Source organism: Geodermatophilus sp. SYSU D00696, from assembly GCF_054050235.1.
This window is the reverse complement of sequence record NZ_JBJGYY010000035.1, coordinates 1-17,475: the sequence shown is the minus strand read 5'-3', so window position 1 is coordinate 17,475 and position 17,475 is coordinate 1. Positions and strand designations below refer to the sequence as shown.

Here is a 17,475-nt window from a genome sequence, read left to right as displayed (position 1 = left end):
TGCTGTCCGGTCGAGACACGGCCCCGCCCGAGGGTTTCACGCCCGGGGTGCGGTGACCTGTCCAGGTGGGGAAGGTCTCTGCTGGCGCACACAGCCCGGAGGGGCCAACGACCCTGTGCCTCCGTGAGCGCCGCGAGGAGGCCGGCCCCTCGTCGGCTCGACTGACGGGCCCGCTGATGGATCGAGGCCGAGATGCGTGGTCGCCGGGTGTTCATCGCAGTAGCGGCCGCCGCCGGCGGACTCGCGGCCAGTGCCGGCCCGGCCCTGGCTGCCCCGGTGACCGTCGAGCACAGCAGCTTCACCGAAGACCCACCGCCGTTCGTCGAGCCCGCAATCTGCGACTTCCCCGTGGTCGTGGACGAGTTCGTGAGAGGCACCTACACGGTCGTGTTCGACGCGGACGGGGACTTCGTCCGCGCCCAGGTGCACATCACCTACGACGCCGACTTCAGTGCCAACGGGATCACGATCCACCAATCCGCCCACTGGACGGACTTCGACTACGCCGACACCGGCCACCGCAAGGTCGGCCTGCTTGCGCACGTCACAGGACCGGACGGCCGGGTCGTCCAACATGACGCGGGCATCATCTTCACCTTCGGTGGCCACGAGAACGTCGTCGACTACCACGGCCGCCACTCGTACCTGGAGGGCGAGACCCCGTGCGCGGCGCTGACGCCGTAGCCGCAGGTGCTTCAGGCGCCGGTGGTCACGGCAGGCGCACGTGCTCCGGCCGTACCGAGGTCAGGTGCCGGCCCCAGCCGTAGTGGTGCACCTGCCGCCAGGTGACCGCGGCGCGCCACCCGAACCCGTCGTCACACTGGCACCGGCCTCCGGGCAACAACTGCGTAGTGCTGGACCCTTGCAGGTCAGCAGGGTGGGCCCCGTGGGGATCGAACCCACAACCCGCGGATTAAAAGTCCGCTGCTCTGCCAGTTGAGCTAGAGGCCCGGGGGGATCCGTCTTTCGATCGGTGTTGGCCTCGGGATTTCCCTCGGGGTTATCTCCGTGGTCAGGTGCCGGATCCCGCCTACCCCGCGAGCCTACGGCAGCTCAGTGGCCCGCCACCCGGAGCTCATCGCCGACGCTGGCTTCACTCTGCCCATGCCGCCGCCGGCGCAGCCGCACCTTCGGAAGCTCGCATTGCAGGTCGGTCAGCCTTCCGATGCGGCGAGCTGGTTGATTTCGGCGGCAAGTGCCTTGACGCGCTCGCTGTACCCGTATCTCCGGCGCGCCCACTCGGTCTCGTCTAGCAGGGACTCGTCGTCGAGCGGCTTGCGCAGCAGGGGCCCCTTTCCGACGCCGAGCCGCTGGCGGAGCGCGTCGAGGTACCGCAGCGAGCTGTTCTCGTTCTTGAGGTCGAGCCACAGCAGGCCCGGCTCGTCTGTGTCTCCCTGCGCGCGGGATGCGGCGGCGGCGTCGTGGAGGATCTCGTGAACCAGGGCGACGTACCGCTCGCGGATGCGGCTGAGAGCGTCGTCTTGCCTGTTGCGGGCGACGGCTGCTTCGCGCTGCTGGCGTGCTGAGACAGCTCTCGTGAGCTCGACTGCTGCGGCCGCCTCCGCCTCCGTACGGCTGACGGAGGGGCCAAGCTCGTCGACGTCGGCGAGCCGAGTCGCCGGACGGGGAGGCACGGTGTCGGCGCGGTACGCGACGGCGGGTCCGGCGGATCCGTCCTCGAGAACGACGAGCGGGCCCTGAAACCCGCCGTCGGCGTGCTTGGCGAGCGCGGCGGCGAGCATGGGGTGCCCGTAGGTGGCAAGGGCCACCCAGCTCTCCGGGTCGCGGCTAGCGCGGGCCAGGTTGGTTGTGATCGGGCGGTCAGGCTGGTCGAGCACCTCCCCGAGGCGTTCGATGACGACATCGCGGATGTCGGCGAGGGAGACGGGGCTCGGCTGGGGCGGCGGGATCGGCAGCGGGTCCTCGTCGGCATCCAGGGGGATGCTGCTCGCGGGGTTGTCGTCCACCAACGTGATGAGGCTGCGAATGCCCGCTGCCTGCTCTTGAGCGCGCTCGCTCTTCGGCGCGCGGAAGACGCTACGGAAGGCGCCTTCGACAGCGCCCAGGATCGGCTGGAGTCCACCGACGATCCCGCTGAACAGGTCGATGCGGTTCGCGAGAGCGCGGTAGACCGCCTCCTCGACGGTTCCTTCGATGAAGAAGTTGCGGACGACGATCGTGTTGCGGGTCTGTCCAAGCCGGTCGATGCGGCCGATGCGCTGCTCGACGCGCATCGGGTTCCAGGGCATGTCGTAGTTGACGAGGTAGCTGCACGTCTGGAGGTTCAGTCCCTCGCTGGCGGCGTCGGTCGCGAGCAGGACGGTCACGGCTCGGGCGCGGATCGCCTCGACGAGGTCGCGCTTGCTGATGTCGACCCAGCCCTCGTGCTCGCGATAGACCCGTCCGCCGTCGCCGGTGAAGGTGCCGAGCTGGCTGCGGTATCGCGGGTGGAGACGGTCGCGCAGCGAGTCGAGCGTGTCGGTGAACTGGGTGAAAACGATGGTGCTGTGGCCCGCTCCGCGGGCCTCGTCCAGTTCGAGCTCCAGAGCGGCGAACTTGGTGTCTCGCACCCGTGCGATGCGGTCGGCGTACTCGCGCATGTCCTGAAGGTCCTGCTCTGTGAGCGGGACGGCGTCGGTGTCCTTGACGGTGGGCTGATCCTCGTCGAGTTCATCCTCGTTGTCGTCGTCAAGGAGGGTCTGGTCGAGCACGTCCACGACACGAACACCCCGCCCGTCGTGGCTGTGTCCTCGGCCATCGCCGGTTCCCCCTCTGCACGATCAGCGCGGTGTTCCTCGACCCGGTACGCCGACCCCACAAACGATCACCGCTTGCGCCACCAAGACGGTATCCACCTCGGACGGCGTTTCCCCTGGAAAGGACTGCTCCGGCGAATGATGGCTAGGTTCTCGCGGCTGCTCCAGGTGTCGGGATGGTATGGACCTAGGACGCGTTCTCGGGCGGCAAGAGTCCGCTCGTGCAGCGTCATCGCTGCGTCTGGTCGGCCCGCTGAGAAGTAGGCATTGGCGAGGTTATTGCAGCTGGTGAGGGTGTCGGGGTGGTCGGGCCCCGACAAGCGCTCTCTGGCCGCGAGCGTCTGCTCGTGTAGCGACACGGCTTCTCCTGATCGTTCGGCCTTCCTATACGTTGTCGCGAGGTTGTGACGGCTGCTCAGGGTGTCGGGGTGGTCGGGGCCGAGGATGCGTTCTCGGGCAGCAAGAGTCCGTTCATGCAGCGTCACAGCCTCCGCCAGGCGGCTGACCCTGTCATAGGCAGTGGCCAGGTTGTTGTGGAGTTTCAGGGTGTCAGGGTGCTCAGGACCGAGAAGGCGCTCGAAATCAGCCCTGATGCCCTCGTACAGCGGTAATGCCTGGTGTGGACAGTCACCCTGAAGATAGGCGTTGGCCAGGTTGTGGCGGCTTTCCAGGGTGTCGGGGTGGTCGGGGCCGAGGATGCGTTCTCGGGCAGCAAGAGTCCGTTCATGCAGCGTCACAGCCTCCGCCAGGCGGCTGACCCTGCTATAGGCAGTGGCCAGGTTGTTGTGGAGTTTCAGAGTGTCAGGGTGCTCAGGACCGAGAAGGCGCTCGAGATCAGCCCTGATGCCCTCGTACAGCGGTAATGCCTGGTGTGGATGGCCACTCTGAAGATAGCCGTTGGCTAGGTTGCCGCGGCTCTTCAAGGTGTCGGGGTGGTCAGGGCCGAGGACCTGTTCGCGGTCGGTAAGCGTGCGCCTGTGTTCCGCCAGCGCCTCGTCAAACCGACCAGCTGAACAGTAGGCGTTGGCGAGATTGTTGCGGCTGGTCAGTGTGTTGGGGTGGTTGGGGCCCAACAGCTGCAGACAGTCGGCGAGGGTCAGCTCGTGCAGCGGCACAGCCCGGTCCACCCAGCCCGCCTCCGCATAGGCGTAGGCGAGATTGCCGCGACTACTCACGGTGTCCGGGTGGCCGGAGCCCAGCAGCCGTTCGCGGTCGGTGAGGGCACGCTTCAACTCCTCGGCCGCGACGGCGGGGCGCCCGGCCGCGCCGTCGTAACGGGCGAGGCAATCGAGGAGTGCCAGATCCTGACCGGTGTCAAGTCTGGGGGCACTCGTGAGGTGGCGAGCATGAGGGGCGAGGTCCGTCAGAGCCGAGTGGCGGCGGACGTCGGCCGCGGCATCGCCGAAGCGGTCGTTCAGCGCGGTGACGGCGGCGGCGCGGATTCGCGCCTGGTCATCGGAGTGTGGGTCGAGGAAGGTGGCGGCGGCTCGGACGAGGACGTGCACGAGGACGGTCTGCGTGGTCTGAACGGCGCTGTAGAGCCCGTCTCGATGCGGGTCATGCAGCGCGCGGTTGACCAAACGGTTGGCCTTGCCGTTCGAGACTGTGCGTTGGCGGAAGACGTCAACAACGAGTTGGCGAGGAATGGCGGTGGGGGCGAGTTGTCCAGCGAGGCGTAGCAGGGTCCATGCGTCGTCACCGAGCCGGCGCAGGCTGGTGGCCAGGGTGGCGGTGATCTGGCGGGCGTGGTCGCCGGGGAGCTGGTCGGCCAGGTCGGCGGCGAGCTCGTCGAACTCGGCGAGGCTGCCGTTGATGAGCTCCCGGTAGGCGGTGAAGGTGGTGGCGCCGGCGATGTAGAGGCCGGCGACGTCACAGGCCAGCGGATGCCAGCCGAGGTCTTCGGCCAGCAATCGGGCCTGCTCGCGTTCGTCGTCGGGCAGCGGGCGGCCCTGGGTGAGCAGGGCAAGGGCGTCAGGCTCGGAAAGCACGTCGAGGTCGACGGCATCGCGGCGGGTGTGGGCGCGGTCGCGGGTGGTGACGATCTCGTGCACCACCGCGGCCGGGCAGCGCCAGGCGTCCAGCCCGGCCGCATCCAGGCCGGTGGGCAGATCATCGGCGATCCACAGCACCGGCTGCCCGCGCTCGTCGAGGGCGGTCTTGACCCTTTCGCGGACACGGTCGGGTTCCAGGTGCGCGACGTCCAGGTCTAGGTCGGTGGCCAGCTGGGTGAAGGCGCTGTCGGCGGCGGCCTGGGTCTGCTCGGGCGTGGGTGGGGTGCCGGTGGGGTCGTTACCGGCAGCGGACAGCCACACCACCCCGCCGGGGTAGCAGTCGGCGAACAGATGGGCGTACTCGACGGCCAGCAGCGACTTGCCCATCCCGCCGAACCCGGAGACGACGGCGACGGCCCGCCCCGCGGTGCCGGGGCCGACCAGCCCGGTGGTGCGGTGCAGCCGGTCGTGCACGGCCCACAGCTGCCCGAGCCGGCCGACGAACCGGTGCGATCCGCCTTCCCAGCCGGCGCCGCCGTACCAGCGCGGCCGCCCCGGCGCGGGCAGGTCACCGAACGGGGTGCTGTGTTGGGCGACGCGCTCGGCGATCCGGGCGGCCAGCGCCGGCAGGTCGCCCAGGTCGTCGGGGCCGGCGAAGCGGCGGTCCAGCAGCCGCGCCTCCAGCACGTGATCCATGCCCGGTTCGGGGTTGACCACCAGCACCCGCCCCGAACCCTGCCCGGCCCGCTCGGCGGCCAGCAGTGCCAGGGTCAGCTCCTCCCGGCACGCTCGACGCGTGGGGTACGCCGCCGAGTACCACGCCAGGATCACCCGCGAGTCACTGAGCCCGGCCCGCACCCGCTCGGGGATGGGGTCGAAGGGGCCGATCTCGGCGTCGTCGAGCCACACCGGCACTTTGCATTCCCAGAGCAGCTCCACCAGCTCGCGCATCTCCGCCAGCCGGTCGGTGCCCTCCTGCTCGTCCCGGCGGGTCCACGACACGAACACCCCACCGGCGTCGCCCAAGTCCGTCCTCACCGCTGGGTCTCCCGTCAAGCGATCGACCGGCCGGGTCAGGGCGTGGGGTAGGCGCTCAGCGGCGGGACGCGGGCGGCGTCGGCGAGCAGGTCGGCGTAGCCGACCAGCCGCTGCCGGGTCTGCTCCAGCTCACCGCGCAGCCGGTCGGCGTGTTCCCAGGCGTCCTCGTGGGCGGTCTGCGACCGCTCGGCCGGGCGGTCGGCCTCCCAGGTCTCCAGCAGCGGATGCCAGCGGGCCAGCAGCGGCCGCAGCTCGTAGTTGAGCACCAGCACCGCCAGTTCCCCCAAGCTGTACTCACCCTCCGGCCGCGGCCGGGCCACGCCGGGGCCGTAGCGGCGCAGCACGTCGCGGGTGATGCCGAACAGCGAGTACAGGCTGGACAGTGCCTCGCGCAGCAGCCCCTCACCCGGCGCCAGGGGCACCACCGCGATCCTCGTGGCCAGCTCGACGTAGAGCTCCCAGGCCGCCCGGCGCTCCTCGTCCTTCGGCTTCCAGGTACCGGCCACCGTGACCACGCCCAACTGCAGGCCGACCTGCACGCTGTCTGCCCCCCACCGCGCCATGCGAGGCAGCGTAGGACTCCCGGACCATCCCAGACAGCGGCGACAGTGAGGGTGCCGCTTTCCCGACCCTTGCTGACCGGGTGGCCCGGACGGAGGCTCCCAGACGGCCCTCGGGTGGAGGTTCGCGGAGGTGCTCTCTTGGGGTTGGCAGCCGGCCGCGGGCGTCGTTCTCCTGCCCAGGTCACTGCTCCGGATGAGCATGACGGATGCGCGCGGCCTCCCGCCGGGTGGCTTCCGCCGCGGCGACGTCCCCTTGCCGCTCCTGGACGGCGGCGAGGGCGTCGAGATCGGTGGCGACCTCGGGATGGTCCGGCCCGTAGGCGGCAGTGTCGATGCGGACAGCCCGGGCCAGTGTGGCTGCGGCCCCCGGGAGGTCGCCGAGCGCGGCGCGGACCTGGCCCAGTCCGTGGAGCACCACGGCCAGTTGCCGATGCTCGGGGCCCAGCACCCGCTCGTGGTCGGCCAACGTGCGCTCAAGCAGCGGGAGTGCCTCGGCAGGCCGGCCGGCGGCGTGGTGGGCGGCGGCGAGGTTGTTACGGCTGGTCAGGGTGTTCGGGTGGTCGGGGCCGAGCAGCCGCTCGCAGTCAGCCACCGTGCGCTCGTGCAGCGGCAGCGCCTGATCCAGCCGGCCGGCGGCCCGGTAGCCCTCGGCGAGGTTGTTGCGGCTGGCCAGGGTGTTCGGGTGGTCGGGGCCCAGCAGCCCTTCTTGATCGGCCAGCGTCCGCTCGTACAGCGGCAGCGCCTCGTTCAGTCGCCCAGCGCCGTGGCAGGCGGTGGCGAGGTTGTTGCGGCTGGTGAGAGTGTCGGGGTGGTCGGAGCCCAGGATCCGCTCGCTGTCGGCCAGTGTGCGTTCGAGCAGCGGCAGCGCCTGGTCCAGTCGCCCGGCATCCCGGTAGCCCTCGGCGAGGTTCCCGCGGCTGGTCAGGGTGGTGGGGTGGTCGGGGCCGAGGATCCGCTCGCAGTCGGCCAGCGTGCCTTCGAGCAGCGGCAGCGCCTGGTCCAGCCGTCCGGCGGCCCGGTAGGCGAGGGCGAGGTTGTTGCGGCTGGTCAGGGTGTCGGGGTGGTTGGGGCCCAGGATCCGCTCGCTGTCGGCGAGGGTGCGCTCGAGCAGCGGCAGGGCCTGGTCCAGCCGGCCGGTGTCCCGGTAGCCCTCGGCGAGGTTGTTGCGGCTGGTCAGGGTGTTGGGGTGGTTGGTGCCCAGCATCCGTTCGCAGTCGGCCAGGGTGCGCTCGAGCAGCGGCAGCGCCTCGGCCAGTCGCCCTGCGGCCCGGTAGCTGTTGGCCAGGTTCCCGCGGTTGGTCAGGGTGGTGGGGTGGTCGGGGCCGAGCATCCGCTCGTAGTCGGCCAGCGTGCGCTCCCACTCCTGGGCGGCGAGGGCCGGGCGGCCGGCTTCGTGGTCGTAGCCGGCCAGCCAGCCGAGCAGATCCACGGAGCCCTCGTCGCCCAGCGCGTCAGGTCCGGCCGTGAGGTGGCGGACGTGGGCGGCCAAATCGGTCAGGGCCGGATGGCGGCGGACGTCGGTGGCGGCGTCGTCGAACTGGTCGAGTAGGGCGGCGACGGCGGCGGCGCGGATGGGTGCCTGGTGGTCCGGGTGGGGGTCGAGGAGGGTGGCGGCGGCGCGGACGAGGACGTGCACCAGGACGGTCTGGGTGGCCGGGTCGACGCTGTAAAGCCCGTCGCGGTGCGGGTCAAGCAGTGCCCCGTCGACGGCGTCCTCGACGTCGATGTCCGTGCTGTCAGGCTCGTCGTCGGAGGGCGCCCGTCGGGCGAACACGTCGGCGATGAGCTGGCGTGGGATGGCGGTGGGGGCGAGTTGGCCGGCCAGGCGCAGCAGGGTCCAGGCGTCGTCGCCGAGCCGGTCGAGGCTGGTGGCGAGGGTGGTGGTGATCTGGCGGGCGTGTCCGCCGGGCAGCTGGTCGGCCAGCCGGGCGGCGAGCTGGTCGAAGCGGCCCAGGTCGGCCCGCAGGCGCGCCCGGTAGGCGGTGACGGTAGACCCGGTGCCGGCGATGTAGAGGCCGGCCACGTCGCAGGCCAGCGGGTGATGGCCCAGGTCCTCGGCCAGCAACCCCGCCTGTTCGCGCTCGTCCTCGGGCACGGCGCGGCCCTGGGTGAGCAGGGCGAGGGCGTCGGCGGGAGACAGCACGTCGAGGTCGACCGCCCTGGGTAGATAGCCCTGGGCTGTGTCCCGGGTGGTGAGAATCTCGTGGACGACGGTGGCCGAGCAGCGCCAGGCGCCCAGCCCGGCGGAGTCGAGGCCCGTGGGCACGTCGTCGGCGATCCACAGCACGGGATCGCCGCGGCGGTCGAGTTCGGCGGCGACCAGGTGGCGCACGAGCGTGGGCTCGAGGTTGGCCACTGAGAGGCCGAGGGTGGTGGCCAGCTCGATGTACTGGGCCTCGGCGTCGGCGCGAGCCTGTTCGGGGCTGGGGCTGCCGCCGGTGGCGTCGTTGCCGGCGGCGGACAGCCAGACGACGCCGCCGGGGTAGAGGTCGGCGAACAGGTGGGCGTACTCGGCGGCCAGCAGGGACTTGCCCATGCCGCCGAACCCGGAGACCAGCGCGACGCCGCGGCCGGGCTCGTCACCGACCAGGTCGGTGTCGCGGTGCAGGCGGTCGTGGATGGTCCACAGCTGGCCGAGGCGGCCGACGAACCGGCGGGAGCCGTCCTTCCAGCCGGCCGCCCCGTACAGCCAGCGCGGCTGGCCACGTACAGGCAGGGCGCCGAACGGGCTGGGCTGGGCGGCGACCTTCTGGGCGATGCGTGTCGCCAGCGCGGGCAGGTCGGCCAGGTCGTCGGCGGTGGCGAACCGGCTCTCCAGCAGCCGCGGCTCGATGATGTGGTCGAGGCCGGGTTCGGGGTTGACCACCAGCACCCGCCCCGGCCCCTGCCCGGCCCGCTCGGCGGCCAGCAGCGCCAGGGTGAGCTCCTCCCGGCACGGGCGGCGCGTCGGATACGCCTGCGAGTACCAAGCCAGCAACACCTTCGCGCCGGCCAGCCCGGACCGCACTCGGTCGGGAATGGAGTCAAACGGCTCGATGCCGGCGTCGTCGATCCACACCGGCACCCCGGACTCCTCAAGCAGCTCCACGAGCTGGCGCATCTCCGCCAGCCGGTCGGTGCCCTCCTGCTCGTCCCGGCGGGTCCAGGACACGAACACCCCGCCCGACCCGTCGGTGGCCTCGGTCATCGCCGGTTCCCCCTCCGCGCGACCAGGAACGCAGGCCGAGGAACGTGACCGCACCAGCCTGGTGGGCTACGGATCGCCTCTCACCGCGTCACGACCGGCAGCGTAGGGCCACCAGTTGAGCCGGAACAGCGACCAGCGCACGGCCGGACACCGCGGCGACGACAGGCCGCGGTCGCCAGCCGGGCCCAGGCTGCGACCCACACCGGGCCCCGTTAGGGCAACGGATGGGGACACCGACGAGGGCGCAGTGCAGCGGGGAAGTCGGCCTGACGTCTGTCGCGTCGGTGCTCAAGATCGGCTGTGTCCGAGCGGATCCGAACGCTGCGTCCGTACGGATGAGCTTACGGATGGGGCGGGTTCGACGGTGTGGCAGCCCGTATGCGGAGATCTCAGTCGTTGAGGTGACTGCCCAGGTCAACGACTTGTGGCACCGTGGCGATGTCGGCGTGACAGCGCCATCTAAACCCCGGAGATGAGGATGTTAGCGGTCTTGGAATAGGCCTCTCCACGGGACCGCGGGTATCGACGGTCACGATGGTCCCGGAACCGTTGCTCGACGCCACTATCCGAGGCCGCCTGCAGCGGGTCAGTGGTCATTGACTGGACGTCCGGCGGCGTGGCGGGCGGCGGCGAGGTTGTTGCGGCTGGCGAGGGTGGCGGGGTGGTCGGGGCCCAGCAGCCGCTCGCGGTCGGCCAGCGTGCGCTCGTGCAGTCGCAGCGCCTCGGCCAGGCGGCCGGCGTCGGAGTAGGCGACGGCGAGGTTGTTGCGGGCGGTGAGGGTGGCGGGGTGGTCGGGGCCGAGGAGGCGCTCGTGGTCGGCCAGCGTGCGCTTGTGGAGCGGCAGCGCCTCGGTGAGTCGTCCGGCGGCCCGGTAGCCCTCGGCGAGATTGTTGCGGCTGGTCAGGGTGGCGGGGTGGTCGGGGCCGAGCAGCCGTTCGCGGTCGGCCAGCGTGCGCTCGTACAGCGGCAGCGCCTCGGCCAGGCGGCCGGCATCGGAGTAGGCGACAGCGAGGTTGTTGCGGCTGCGCAAGGTGTCGGGGTGATGAGGGCCGAGCAGCCGCTCGCTGTCGTTCATGGTGCGCTCAAACAGCGGCAGGGCCTCGGCCAACCGGCCGGCGTCGTGATAGCCCTGGGCAAGGTTGTTGCGGGCGGTGAGGGTGGCGGGGTGGTCGGGGCCGAGTAGGCGCTCGTGGTCGGCCAGCGTGCGCTCGAACAGTGGCAGTGCCTGGTCCGTCCGGCCGGCGGCCCAGTAGGCGCCAGCGAGATTGCCGCGGCTGCGCAAGGTGTCGGGGTGGTCGGGGCCGAGCAGGCGTTCGCGGTCGGCCAGTGTGCGCTCAAGCAGCGTCAAGGCATCGGTCAGCCGTCCGGCGTCCTGGTAGGCGCCCGCGAGGTTGTTGCGGCTGCCCAGGGTGTCGGGGTGGTCGGGGCCCAGCAGCCGCTCGCTGTCGGCCAGTGTGCGCTCGTGCAGCGATAGGGCCTCAGCCAGCCGTCCGGCGCCCTGGTAGGCGCTGGCCAGGTTGCCGCGGCTGGTGAGGGTGTCGGGGTGGTCGGGGCCCAGGAGACGTTCGTTGGCGGTGAGCATGCGTTCGTATTCCTCGGCGGCGACGGCGGGGCGGCCGGCTTCGTAGTCGTAGCGGGCCAGCCAGCCGAGGAGTTCCACGGCATCGACGTCGACCAGCGCGTCAGGTCCGGCCGTGAGGTGGCGGGCGTGGGGGCCCAGGTCGGTCAGAGCCGGATGGCGGCGGACGTCGTCCGCGGCGGCCGCGAACCGGTTGAGTAGCGCGGTGACGGCGACGGCGCGGATGGCTGCCTGATGGTCGGGGTGGGGGTCGAGCAGGGTTGTGGCGGCGCGGACCAGGACGTGCACGAGGACGGTCTGGGTGTCCGGGTCGGCGCTGTAGAGCCCGTCCCGATGCCGGTCGCGTAGGGCGCGACCCACTGCGCGTTCAGCCTCCCGATTCGAGCCGGTTAGTCGGGTGAGGACGTCGGTGACGAGGTGGCGAGGGATGGCGGTGGGGGCGAGCCGGCCGGCCAGGCGGAGCAGGGTCCAGGCGTCCTCGCCCAGCCGGTGCAGGCTGGTGGCGAGGGTGGCGGTGATCTGGCGGGCGTGCCCACCGGGCAGCTGGTCGGCCAGGTCGGCGAGCTCGTCGAACTCGGCCAGGCTGCCGTTGATCAGTTCCCGGTAGTCGGTGAAGGTCGTGGCGCCGGCGACGTAGAGGCCGGCGACGTCGCACGCCAGCGGGTGATGGCCGAGATCCTCGGCGAGCAGCCGGGCCTGCTCGCGTTCGTCGGCCGGCAGTGGGCGGTTCTGGGTGAGCAGGGCAAGGGCGTCGGCGGGGGAGAGCACGTCGAGGTCGACGGCGTCCAGGCGGGTGTGGGCGCGGTCGCGGGTGGTGAGGATCTCGTGCACCACGGTGGCGGGGCAGCGCCAGGCGTCCAGCCCGGCCGGATCGAGGCCGGTGGGCAGGTCGTCGGCGATCCACAGCACCGCATCGCCTCGCCGGTCCAGTTCGGTCTTGACCCGTTCCCGCACCCGGTCGGGCTCCAGGTGCGCAACGTCCAGCCCCAGGTCGGTGGCCAGCTGGGTGAAGGCGGTGTCCGCGGCCGCAGTTGTCTGATCGCGGCTGGGTGGGGTCCCGGTGGGGTCGTTACCGGCCGCCGACAGCCACACCACCCCACCTGGGTAGAGGCTGCTGAACAGGTGGGCGTACTCGACGGCCAGTAGCGACTTGCCCATTCCGCCGAGGCCGGAGACCACCGCCACCGACCGGCCCGCGGCACCGGGGCCGACCAGCCCGCTCGTGCGGTGCAGCCGGTCGTGCACCGCCCACAGCTGCCCCAGCCGGCCGACGAACCGCGTGGAGCCGCCCTCCCAACCCGCACCCCCGTACCACCGTGGCCGCCCCGGCGCGGGCAGGTCACCGAACGGGGTGCTGTGTTGGGCGACGCGCTCGGCGATCCGGGCGGCCAGACCCGGCAGGTCGGCCAGGTCGTCCGGGCCGGCGAAGCGGCGGTCCAGCAGCCGCGCCTCCAGCACGTGCCCCATCCCCGGCTCGGGGTTGACCACCAGCACCCGCCCGGCCCCCTGCCCGGACCGCTCGGCGGCCAGCAGCGCCAGGGTCAGCTCCTCCCGGCACGCCCGCCGGGTCGGATACGCCTGCGAGTACCAGGCCAGCAGCACCTTCGCCTGCGCCAGCCCGGACCGCACCCGCTCGGGGATGGAGTCGAACGGCTCGATCCCGACGTCGTCGATCCACACCGGCACCCCCGCCGCCCGCAGAGCAACCACGAGTTCGCCCAGGGGGCCGCGCCGCTCCGTGTCGGCCCGCGTCCAGGACAGGAAGACCCCACCCGAGCCGTCGAAGTCCTCGGTCATCGCCGGTTCCCCCTCCGCGCCATCGGCGACCAGCCGGCAGCCGTGACCGCACCCGACCAAACCGGGGCAGGAGACCAATCAGCGCGTCACGGTCGGCAGCGTAGGGCCACCCGTGGAGTCGGAAACAGCGATCAGCGCCTCCTCATCTCGGACACGCGCCGGCGACGCCGTGCCGGCGCGGCAACGCCCCCTCTTGCGCGAAGCAGCAGGTGCCGCTTGGCAGCCAGCCGGAACGTCGACGAGGCGGCCAGCATGGGGGGTGCGGTGACCCGTGGCCTATCGCCTGAGAGCCGACGCCGGTGCGTCCGAGCATCTCCTGGGGCACCGTCCGTACGGACGGTGCCCCAGATGGAGCCGCGGGCCGGCGGCTCCAGGGATGGCCAATCCCGACATCCCGGACCGACCTCCCGATCGAAAGTCTGGTGAGGCATCACGTCGGCTCGGCCGTGCTCTTGCACATTCCAGGATCAGCCGAACGACGTTCCAAGATCGGCGCCGGGGCGTCTTAGCAGGTCAGGGAGTCAATGCGCAGACGGAGAACAAAGCGGCAGGTCAGGATAGAAACAACAATCCCCCGAGGCCCGCTGCCGTCGAGTCTCCCAGACGGGCACGACGGTCACCGGCCGGTCACAGCACGTCGAGGACGAGCAGGACGACGATCGTCAGCACCGCCGAGACGAGCAGGGACCCGAGACAGCCCAACCGGTTCGAGAAGAAGAGGAACACCCGGCGGGGGTGCCCCTGGGAGCCCGGTCGGAACCCTCCGTGCCCGCCGTCACCACCCGGACGGGGAGGTGCACCCGTCCGGGGGATCGTGGCCGCCGTCGCCCACTACCTACGGTCACCACCAGTGCGGCGCCGGACGGCGCCGGCACGCCAGACCCCGGTCCGGCCGTCCCGTTCCCCCCGGGCCGGCCGGACCGGTCCCACGTCAGGGGTCGGTCAGCAGGCGCTCTCCGTCAGCGCGAACAACACGTCGCGCTGCGCCTGGTCCAGCGGCAGGTCCACGGTGACCTCGTCCTCGCCGTCCACCTGCACGCCGAGCAGGAACAGGTGCGGCTGCTTGGTCTCCGCCAGCGCGTGAGCGTCGCAGCGCGCCGTCGTGAACGTCAGCCCGACCTCGCGGCCCGGCTCCCCCTCGGTCAGCGTCACCGGCAGGTCGGCGTCGACGTCGTAGAGCACGTTGCCCTCGAGGCGGGTCAGGGTGACCGCGCGGTCGTCGTCGCCCCCACGGGTCAGTTGGAGCGACCCGGTGACGGTCTCGCCCTCGAGGGCCAGGCCGGTCACGGTGACCCCGGCGACGGCGAGCACCGCTCGCGCCGCGCAGGTCTCGGCGTGGATCCGGGTGAGGTCCTCGGCCGCGAGCGGCACGCGCAGCACCTCGCTGCGCCCGTCGGGACGGACGACGGTCAGTCGCGCGGCCGCGGGCTCGGCGGCGCGGTCGCACACCGGCTCACCGAAGGGCGTCGGCAGGTCGATGGTGCGCCCCGGCACGAACGCCGCGGTCACCGCGCGGTCGGGCAGCGGCGCGAACCCGGGCGAGTCGATCGCGACGGAGGTGACCGTGAACGGCTCGCTGCCGGTGTCGGTCACCCGGACCTGCACCTGGCCGCCGACGGCCTCGTCGGTGCGGAGCTGCACGGCGACCGCCTCGATGCCGGCGACCGGCGGCACCGGCGGGCCGGAGGACAGCGCGGTGGAGGACGACGACGCCGCCGTCGAGGAGGGGGCCGACGACACCGCCGGGGCGGCACCGCACCCCGCGCAGAGCAGGAGCGCCAGCCCGGCCGCCGTCCGCCTCATGCCGGGCAGGGTAGGCGCGCCGGCGGCCCTACTGGTGCCGCGCGGGCAGCCGCGCCAACACGTGCCCGGCGTCCATCCGCACCTCGAGCTTCTCCTGCGGGTTGGCCGCCGGGCCGCGCCGGGGCTCGCCGTCGTCCAGGTCGAAGGCGGAGTCGTGCCACGGGCAGACCAGGCACGCGTGCCCGCGCACCTCCTCGACGCTGCCCTCGTACAGCGGCCCGGCCAGGTGGGAGCATGACCCGACGAAGACGTCGACCCGCCCGCCCCGGCGGACGGCGGCCAGCGGCACGGCCACGCCGCTGCCGGTGCCGGTCCGCAGCGCCGGCCGGCCCTCCGGCAGGTCGTCGAGCGGGCCGAGGTCGATCCAGTCGGAGGTCAGCGCGCGGGCCGCGGTGGCCGCGTGCGAGGCGCCCGAGGACTGCGCGTAGGACATGTGCCCGCCGACCGCCGCCGAGCCGGTGGCGATGCCCAGCCCGGCGTAGGACAGCACCCGGCCCAGCGTCCCCCGGCCCCTGGACCGGGCGACCAGCGAGCCCACGTAGAGCCCGAGGGCGACGGTGTTGGCCGCCGCGTGCAGCGCCCCCAGCCGGCGGACGCCGATCTCCTGCTCCGACCAGTCGGCCGCGCCCGACAGCGCGGCGGGCACCGAGACGGCGACGCCGGTGCCGATGAGGACGGTGGCGGCGGGCCGCAGCGGCGGGATGGCGTCGAGCAGCCCGGCGGAGGCCCAGCTGCCCACGGGGACCTGCACGAGCACCGGGTGCAGCGGGTGGCCCAGCCAGGTGCCGTGGAGGGCGTCCTTGAGCGCTCCGGGCTTCAGCGCCGCCTGCACGGCCGAGCGGGCCGACTCGATGACCTTGTCGAAGGTGCTCACGTCGGCGAGGCGGTCGAGGAAACCCATCAGGCTCATGCGCGGCTCCCTACCCCCGCCGACCGGCCGTGATGCCGGGTGCAGGCGCCGGGCAGGCCTGCGACCAGCAGTCCGGCGACGACGGCGCCGGTGGCGTTGAGCAGCGCGTCCAGCGGGGAGACCACGCGGCCCAGCGGCAGCGCCCACTGCAGCGTCTCGATCGCGGCGCCGGCCGCGACGGCGGCGAGCGCGAGCACCGCGGGCCGGCGCAGCACCGGCCAGCGCAGCACGGCGACGGCGGCCAGCGGCACGAGCAGCAGCAGGTTGCCCAGCAGCTGCAGCACCGTCGCCTGAGAGTCCAGCCCGGTGAGGTACCAGCGCACCTCGACGGCGGGCGAGCCCCACTCGGAGCCGCCGGCGCCCGCGGGCAGCAGCGTGAGGGCGGCCACCGCCACGAGCGCGACGGCGGCCCCGGTCGTCAGCACGGGTCGGGTGTCCATGACTGCCGACGGTGACCGAAGACCCTGTGAGCAGGCTGGACGCGCCCGGAGTGACGTGATCGACACGGTCCGGCGGGGGTGTCGGCGCGTATACCGCTGGCTCCCAGGCAACTGTCAGGGGCACCCTGCATGCTGACCGCACCAGCCGCCCGGAGGAGGAGAGCCCGTGACCTGCCCGTCACTGCTGCACCGCCCGGCGGCCAGCAGTGACCTCGCGGCCCTGGTGCGCTCCGACAGCGTGGTCGGCCAGTTCTCGCGGTTCGTGTTCGTCGGCGGGGTCTCCAGCGCCGTCTACGCGCTGCTGTACTGGCTGCTCAACGGGTTCGGCGACGTCCCCGCCAACGTGGTCGGCTCGGTCCTCTCGTCGATGCTGGCCAACGAGATGCACCGGCGGATCAGCTTCCACGCCGGCGAGTACGTCCGCTTCTGGACCGCCCAGTGGGAGGGCGGCGCGCTCGCCGCCCTCGGTGTGGTCGCCACCAGCCTGGCGCTGAGCTGGTTCAACGCGGTCGTCCGGGACCCGGCGATCCTCACCGAGATCCTGGTCATCGGCGCGGTGACGGCCACCATCGGCACGCTGCGCTTCATCGCCCTGCGCTGGGTGTTCCGCCCCCGTTCGGTCTGAATCAGTCGGCAGGTTTGACACGCCGAGAAGCGGGGGCACGGTCCGCATCGATGGTTGAACTCGCAACCAGAACCGGACCGTCCGGGACACCAGAACAGAGGGACCCCATGACCAGGATCGCCGTCGTCTACTACTCCTCGACCGGCAACGTGCACCAGCTCGCGTCCGCGCTCGCGGAGGGCGCCGAGGAGGCCGGGGCCGAGGTCCGGCTGCGCCGGGTGCCCGAGCTGGCCCCCGAGGAGGCCATCGACTCCAACCCGCTGTGGCGCGCGCACGTCGACGCCACCGCCGGCGAGGTGCAGGAGGCCACGCCCGCCGACCTCGAGTGGGCCGACGGGTACGCGCTGGGCACCCCCACGCGCTTCGGCACGCCGGCCAGCCAGATGAAGCAGTTCATCGACACCCTCGGCGGCCTGTGGTTCACCGGCAAGCTGGCGAACAAGGGCGCCACGGCGTTCACCAGCGCGCAGAACGTCCACGGCGGCAACGAGACGACGATCCTCACGCTGTTCAACGTCTTCTCGCACTTCGGCGCCGTCATCGTGCCGCCGGGCTACACCGACCCGCTGCTGTTCGAGGCCGGCGGTAACCCCTACGGCGTCTCCAACGCCTCCGGCGGCAAGTCGGCCACGGTGACCGACGCCGAGCGGGCGGCGGCCCGCTACCAGGGGCGCCGCCTGGCGGAGGTGACCGCGAAGCTGGCCGCCTGATCGCGTGGGCCCGGTCCGGGATCAGGTGACCTGATCGTGGCGCGTCCTCCCTCACGGCCCACCACGAGGGAGGACG

11 protein-coding genes and 1 tRNA gene are annotated in these 17,475 nt (G+C 72.2%); 3 read left to right on the top strand and 9 right to left on the bottom strand.

The window, feature by feature from the left end:
• The first annotated feature begins 207 nt into the window (after positions 1 to 207).
• Positions 208 to 684: a hypothetical protein gene (locus ACI79O_RS19045; RefSeq protein ID WP_456914926.1), complete on the top strand. Its 477-nt coding sequence runs from the start codon at positions 208 to 210 to the stop codon at positions 682 to 684.
• Positions 685 to 878: 194 nt separating this feature from the next.
• Here ACI79O_RS19045 and ACI79O_RS19040 read toward each other — a convergent pair.
• The 9 genes from ACI79O_RS19040 to ACI79O_RS19000 form a co-directional block, all read right to left on the bottom strand.
• Positions 879 to 951, bottom strand: a tRNA-Lys gene (locus ACI79O_RS19040).
• A gap of 203 nt (positions 952 to 1,154) precedes the next feature.
• Positions 1,155 to 2,717 carry a helicase-related protein gene (locus tag ACI79O_RS19035; protein WP_456914925.1) on the bottom strand — a complete coding sequence of 521 codons (1,563 nt, stop codon included), beginning with the start codon at positions 2,715 to 2,717 and terminating at the stop codon, positions 1,155 to 1,157.
• A gap of 107 nt (positions 2,718 to 2,824) precedes the next feature.
• A complete protein-coding gene (locus tag ACI79O_RS19030; RefSeq protein WP_456914924.1) occupies positions 2,825 to 5,773 on the bottom strand; it encodes a tetratricopeptide repeat protein in 2,949 nt (982 codons plus the stop codon).
• A 47-nt stretch (positions 5,774 to 5,820) separates the two neighbouring features.
• Positions 5,821 to 6,348 carry a hypothetical protein gene (locus ACI79O_RS19025; protein WP_456914923.1) on the bottom strand — a complete coding sequence of 176 codons (528 nt, stop codon included), beginning with the start codon at positions 6,346 to 6,348 and terminating at the stop codon, positions 5,821 to 5,823.
• Between the two features lie 181 nt (positions 6,349 to 6,529).
• Positions 6,530 to 9,535 (bottom strand): FxSxx-COOH system tetratricopeptide repeat protein, encoded by a 3,006-nt coding sequence (fxsT, locus tag ACI79O_RS19020; protein ID WP_456914922.1) that lies wholly within the window; start codon positions 9,533 to 9,535, stop codon positions 6,530 to 6,532.
• Positions 9,536 to 10,121: 586 nt separating this feature from the next.
• On the bottom strand, positions 10,122 to 12,911 hold the full coding sequence (locus tag ACI79O_RS19015; RefSeq protein WP_456914921.1) for a tetratricopeptide repeat protein: 2,790 nt from the start codon (positions 12,909 to 12,911) through the stop codon (positions 10,122 to 10,124).
• 942 nt (positions 12,912 to 13,853) lie between these two features.
• Entirely contained in the window at positions 13,854 to 14,714 is an 861-nt protein-coding gene (locus tag ACI79O_RS19010) for a hypothetical protein (RefSeq protein ID WP_456892324.1), read from the bottom strand.
• A 28-nt stretch (positions 14,715 to 14,742) separates the two neighbouring features.
• Positions 14,743 to 15,624, bottom strand: coding sequence for a Rieske 2Fe-2S domain-containing protein (locus tag ACI79O_RS19005; protein ID WP_456892322.1), 882 nt, complete (start codon positions 15,622 to 15,624; stop codon positions 14,743 to 14,745).
• Positions 15,621 to 16,064, bottom strand: coding sequence for a VanZ family protein (locus ACI79O_RS19000; RefSeq protein WP_456892320.1), 444 nt, complete (start codon positions 16,062 to 16,064; stop codon positions 15,621 to 15,623). The genes ACI79O_RS19005 and ACI79O_RS19000 overlap by 4 nt, the downstream gene beginning before the upstream one ends.
• Before the next feature lie 166 nt (positions 16,065 to 16,230).
• On the opposite strand from ACI79O_RS19000, the gene ACI79O_RS18995 reads away from it, so the two are divergent.
• Both ACI79O_RS18995 and wrbA read left to right on the top strand, forming a co-directional pair.
• Positions 16,231 to 16,689 (top strand): GtrA family protein, encoded by a 459-nt coding sequence (locus ACI79O_RS18995; protein ID WP_456892319.1) that lies wholly within the window; start codon positions 16,231 to 16,233, stop codon positions 16,687 to 16,689.
• Positions 16,690 to 16,796: 107 nt separating this feature from the next.
• Entirely contained in the window at positions 16,797 to 17,399 is a 603-nt protein-coding gene (wrbA, locus tag ACI79O_RS18990; RefSeq protein WP_456873816.1) for an NAD(P)H:quinone oxidoreductase, read from the top strand.
• Positions 17,400 to 17,475 lie beyond the last annotated feature (76 nt).

Coding starts and splice junctions, on each gene's coding strand:
- fxsT (WP_456914922.1), bottom strand. CDS start 9,535: ATGACCGAGGCCACCGACGGGTCGGGCGGGGTGTTCGTGTCCTGGACC.
- ACI79O_RS19010 (WP_456892324.1), bottom strand. CDS start 14,714: ATGAGGCGGACGGCGGCCGGGCTGGCGCTCCTGCTCTGCGCGGGGTGC.
- ACI79O_RS19005 (WP_456892322.1), bottom strand. CDS start 15,624: ATGAGCCTGATGGGTTTCCTCGACCGCCTCGCCGACGTGAGCACCTTC.
- wrbA (WP_456873816.1), top strand. CDS start 16,797: ATGACCAGGATCGCCGTCGTCTACTACTCCTCGACCGGCAACGTGCAC.
- ACI79O_RS19015 (WP_456914921.1), bottom strand. CDS start 12,911: ATGACCGAGGACTTCGACGGCTCGGGTGGGGTCTTCCTGTCCTGGACG.
- ACI79O_RS19000 (WP_456892320.1), bottom strand. CDS start 16,064: ATGGACACCCGACCCGTGCTGACGACCGGGGCCGCCGTCGCGCTCGTG.
- ACI79O_RS19025 (WP_456914923.1), bottom strand. CDS start 6,348: ATGGCGCGGTGGGGGGCAGACAGCGTGCAGGTCGGCCTGCAGTTGGGC.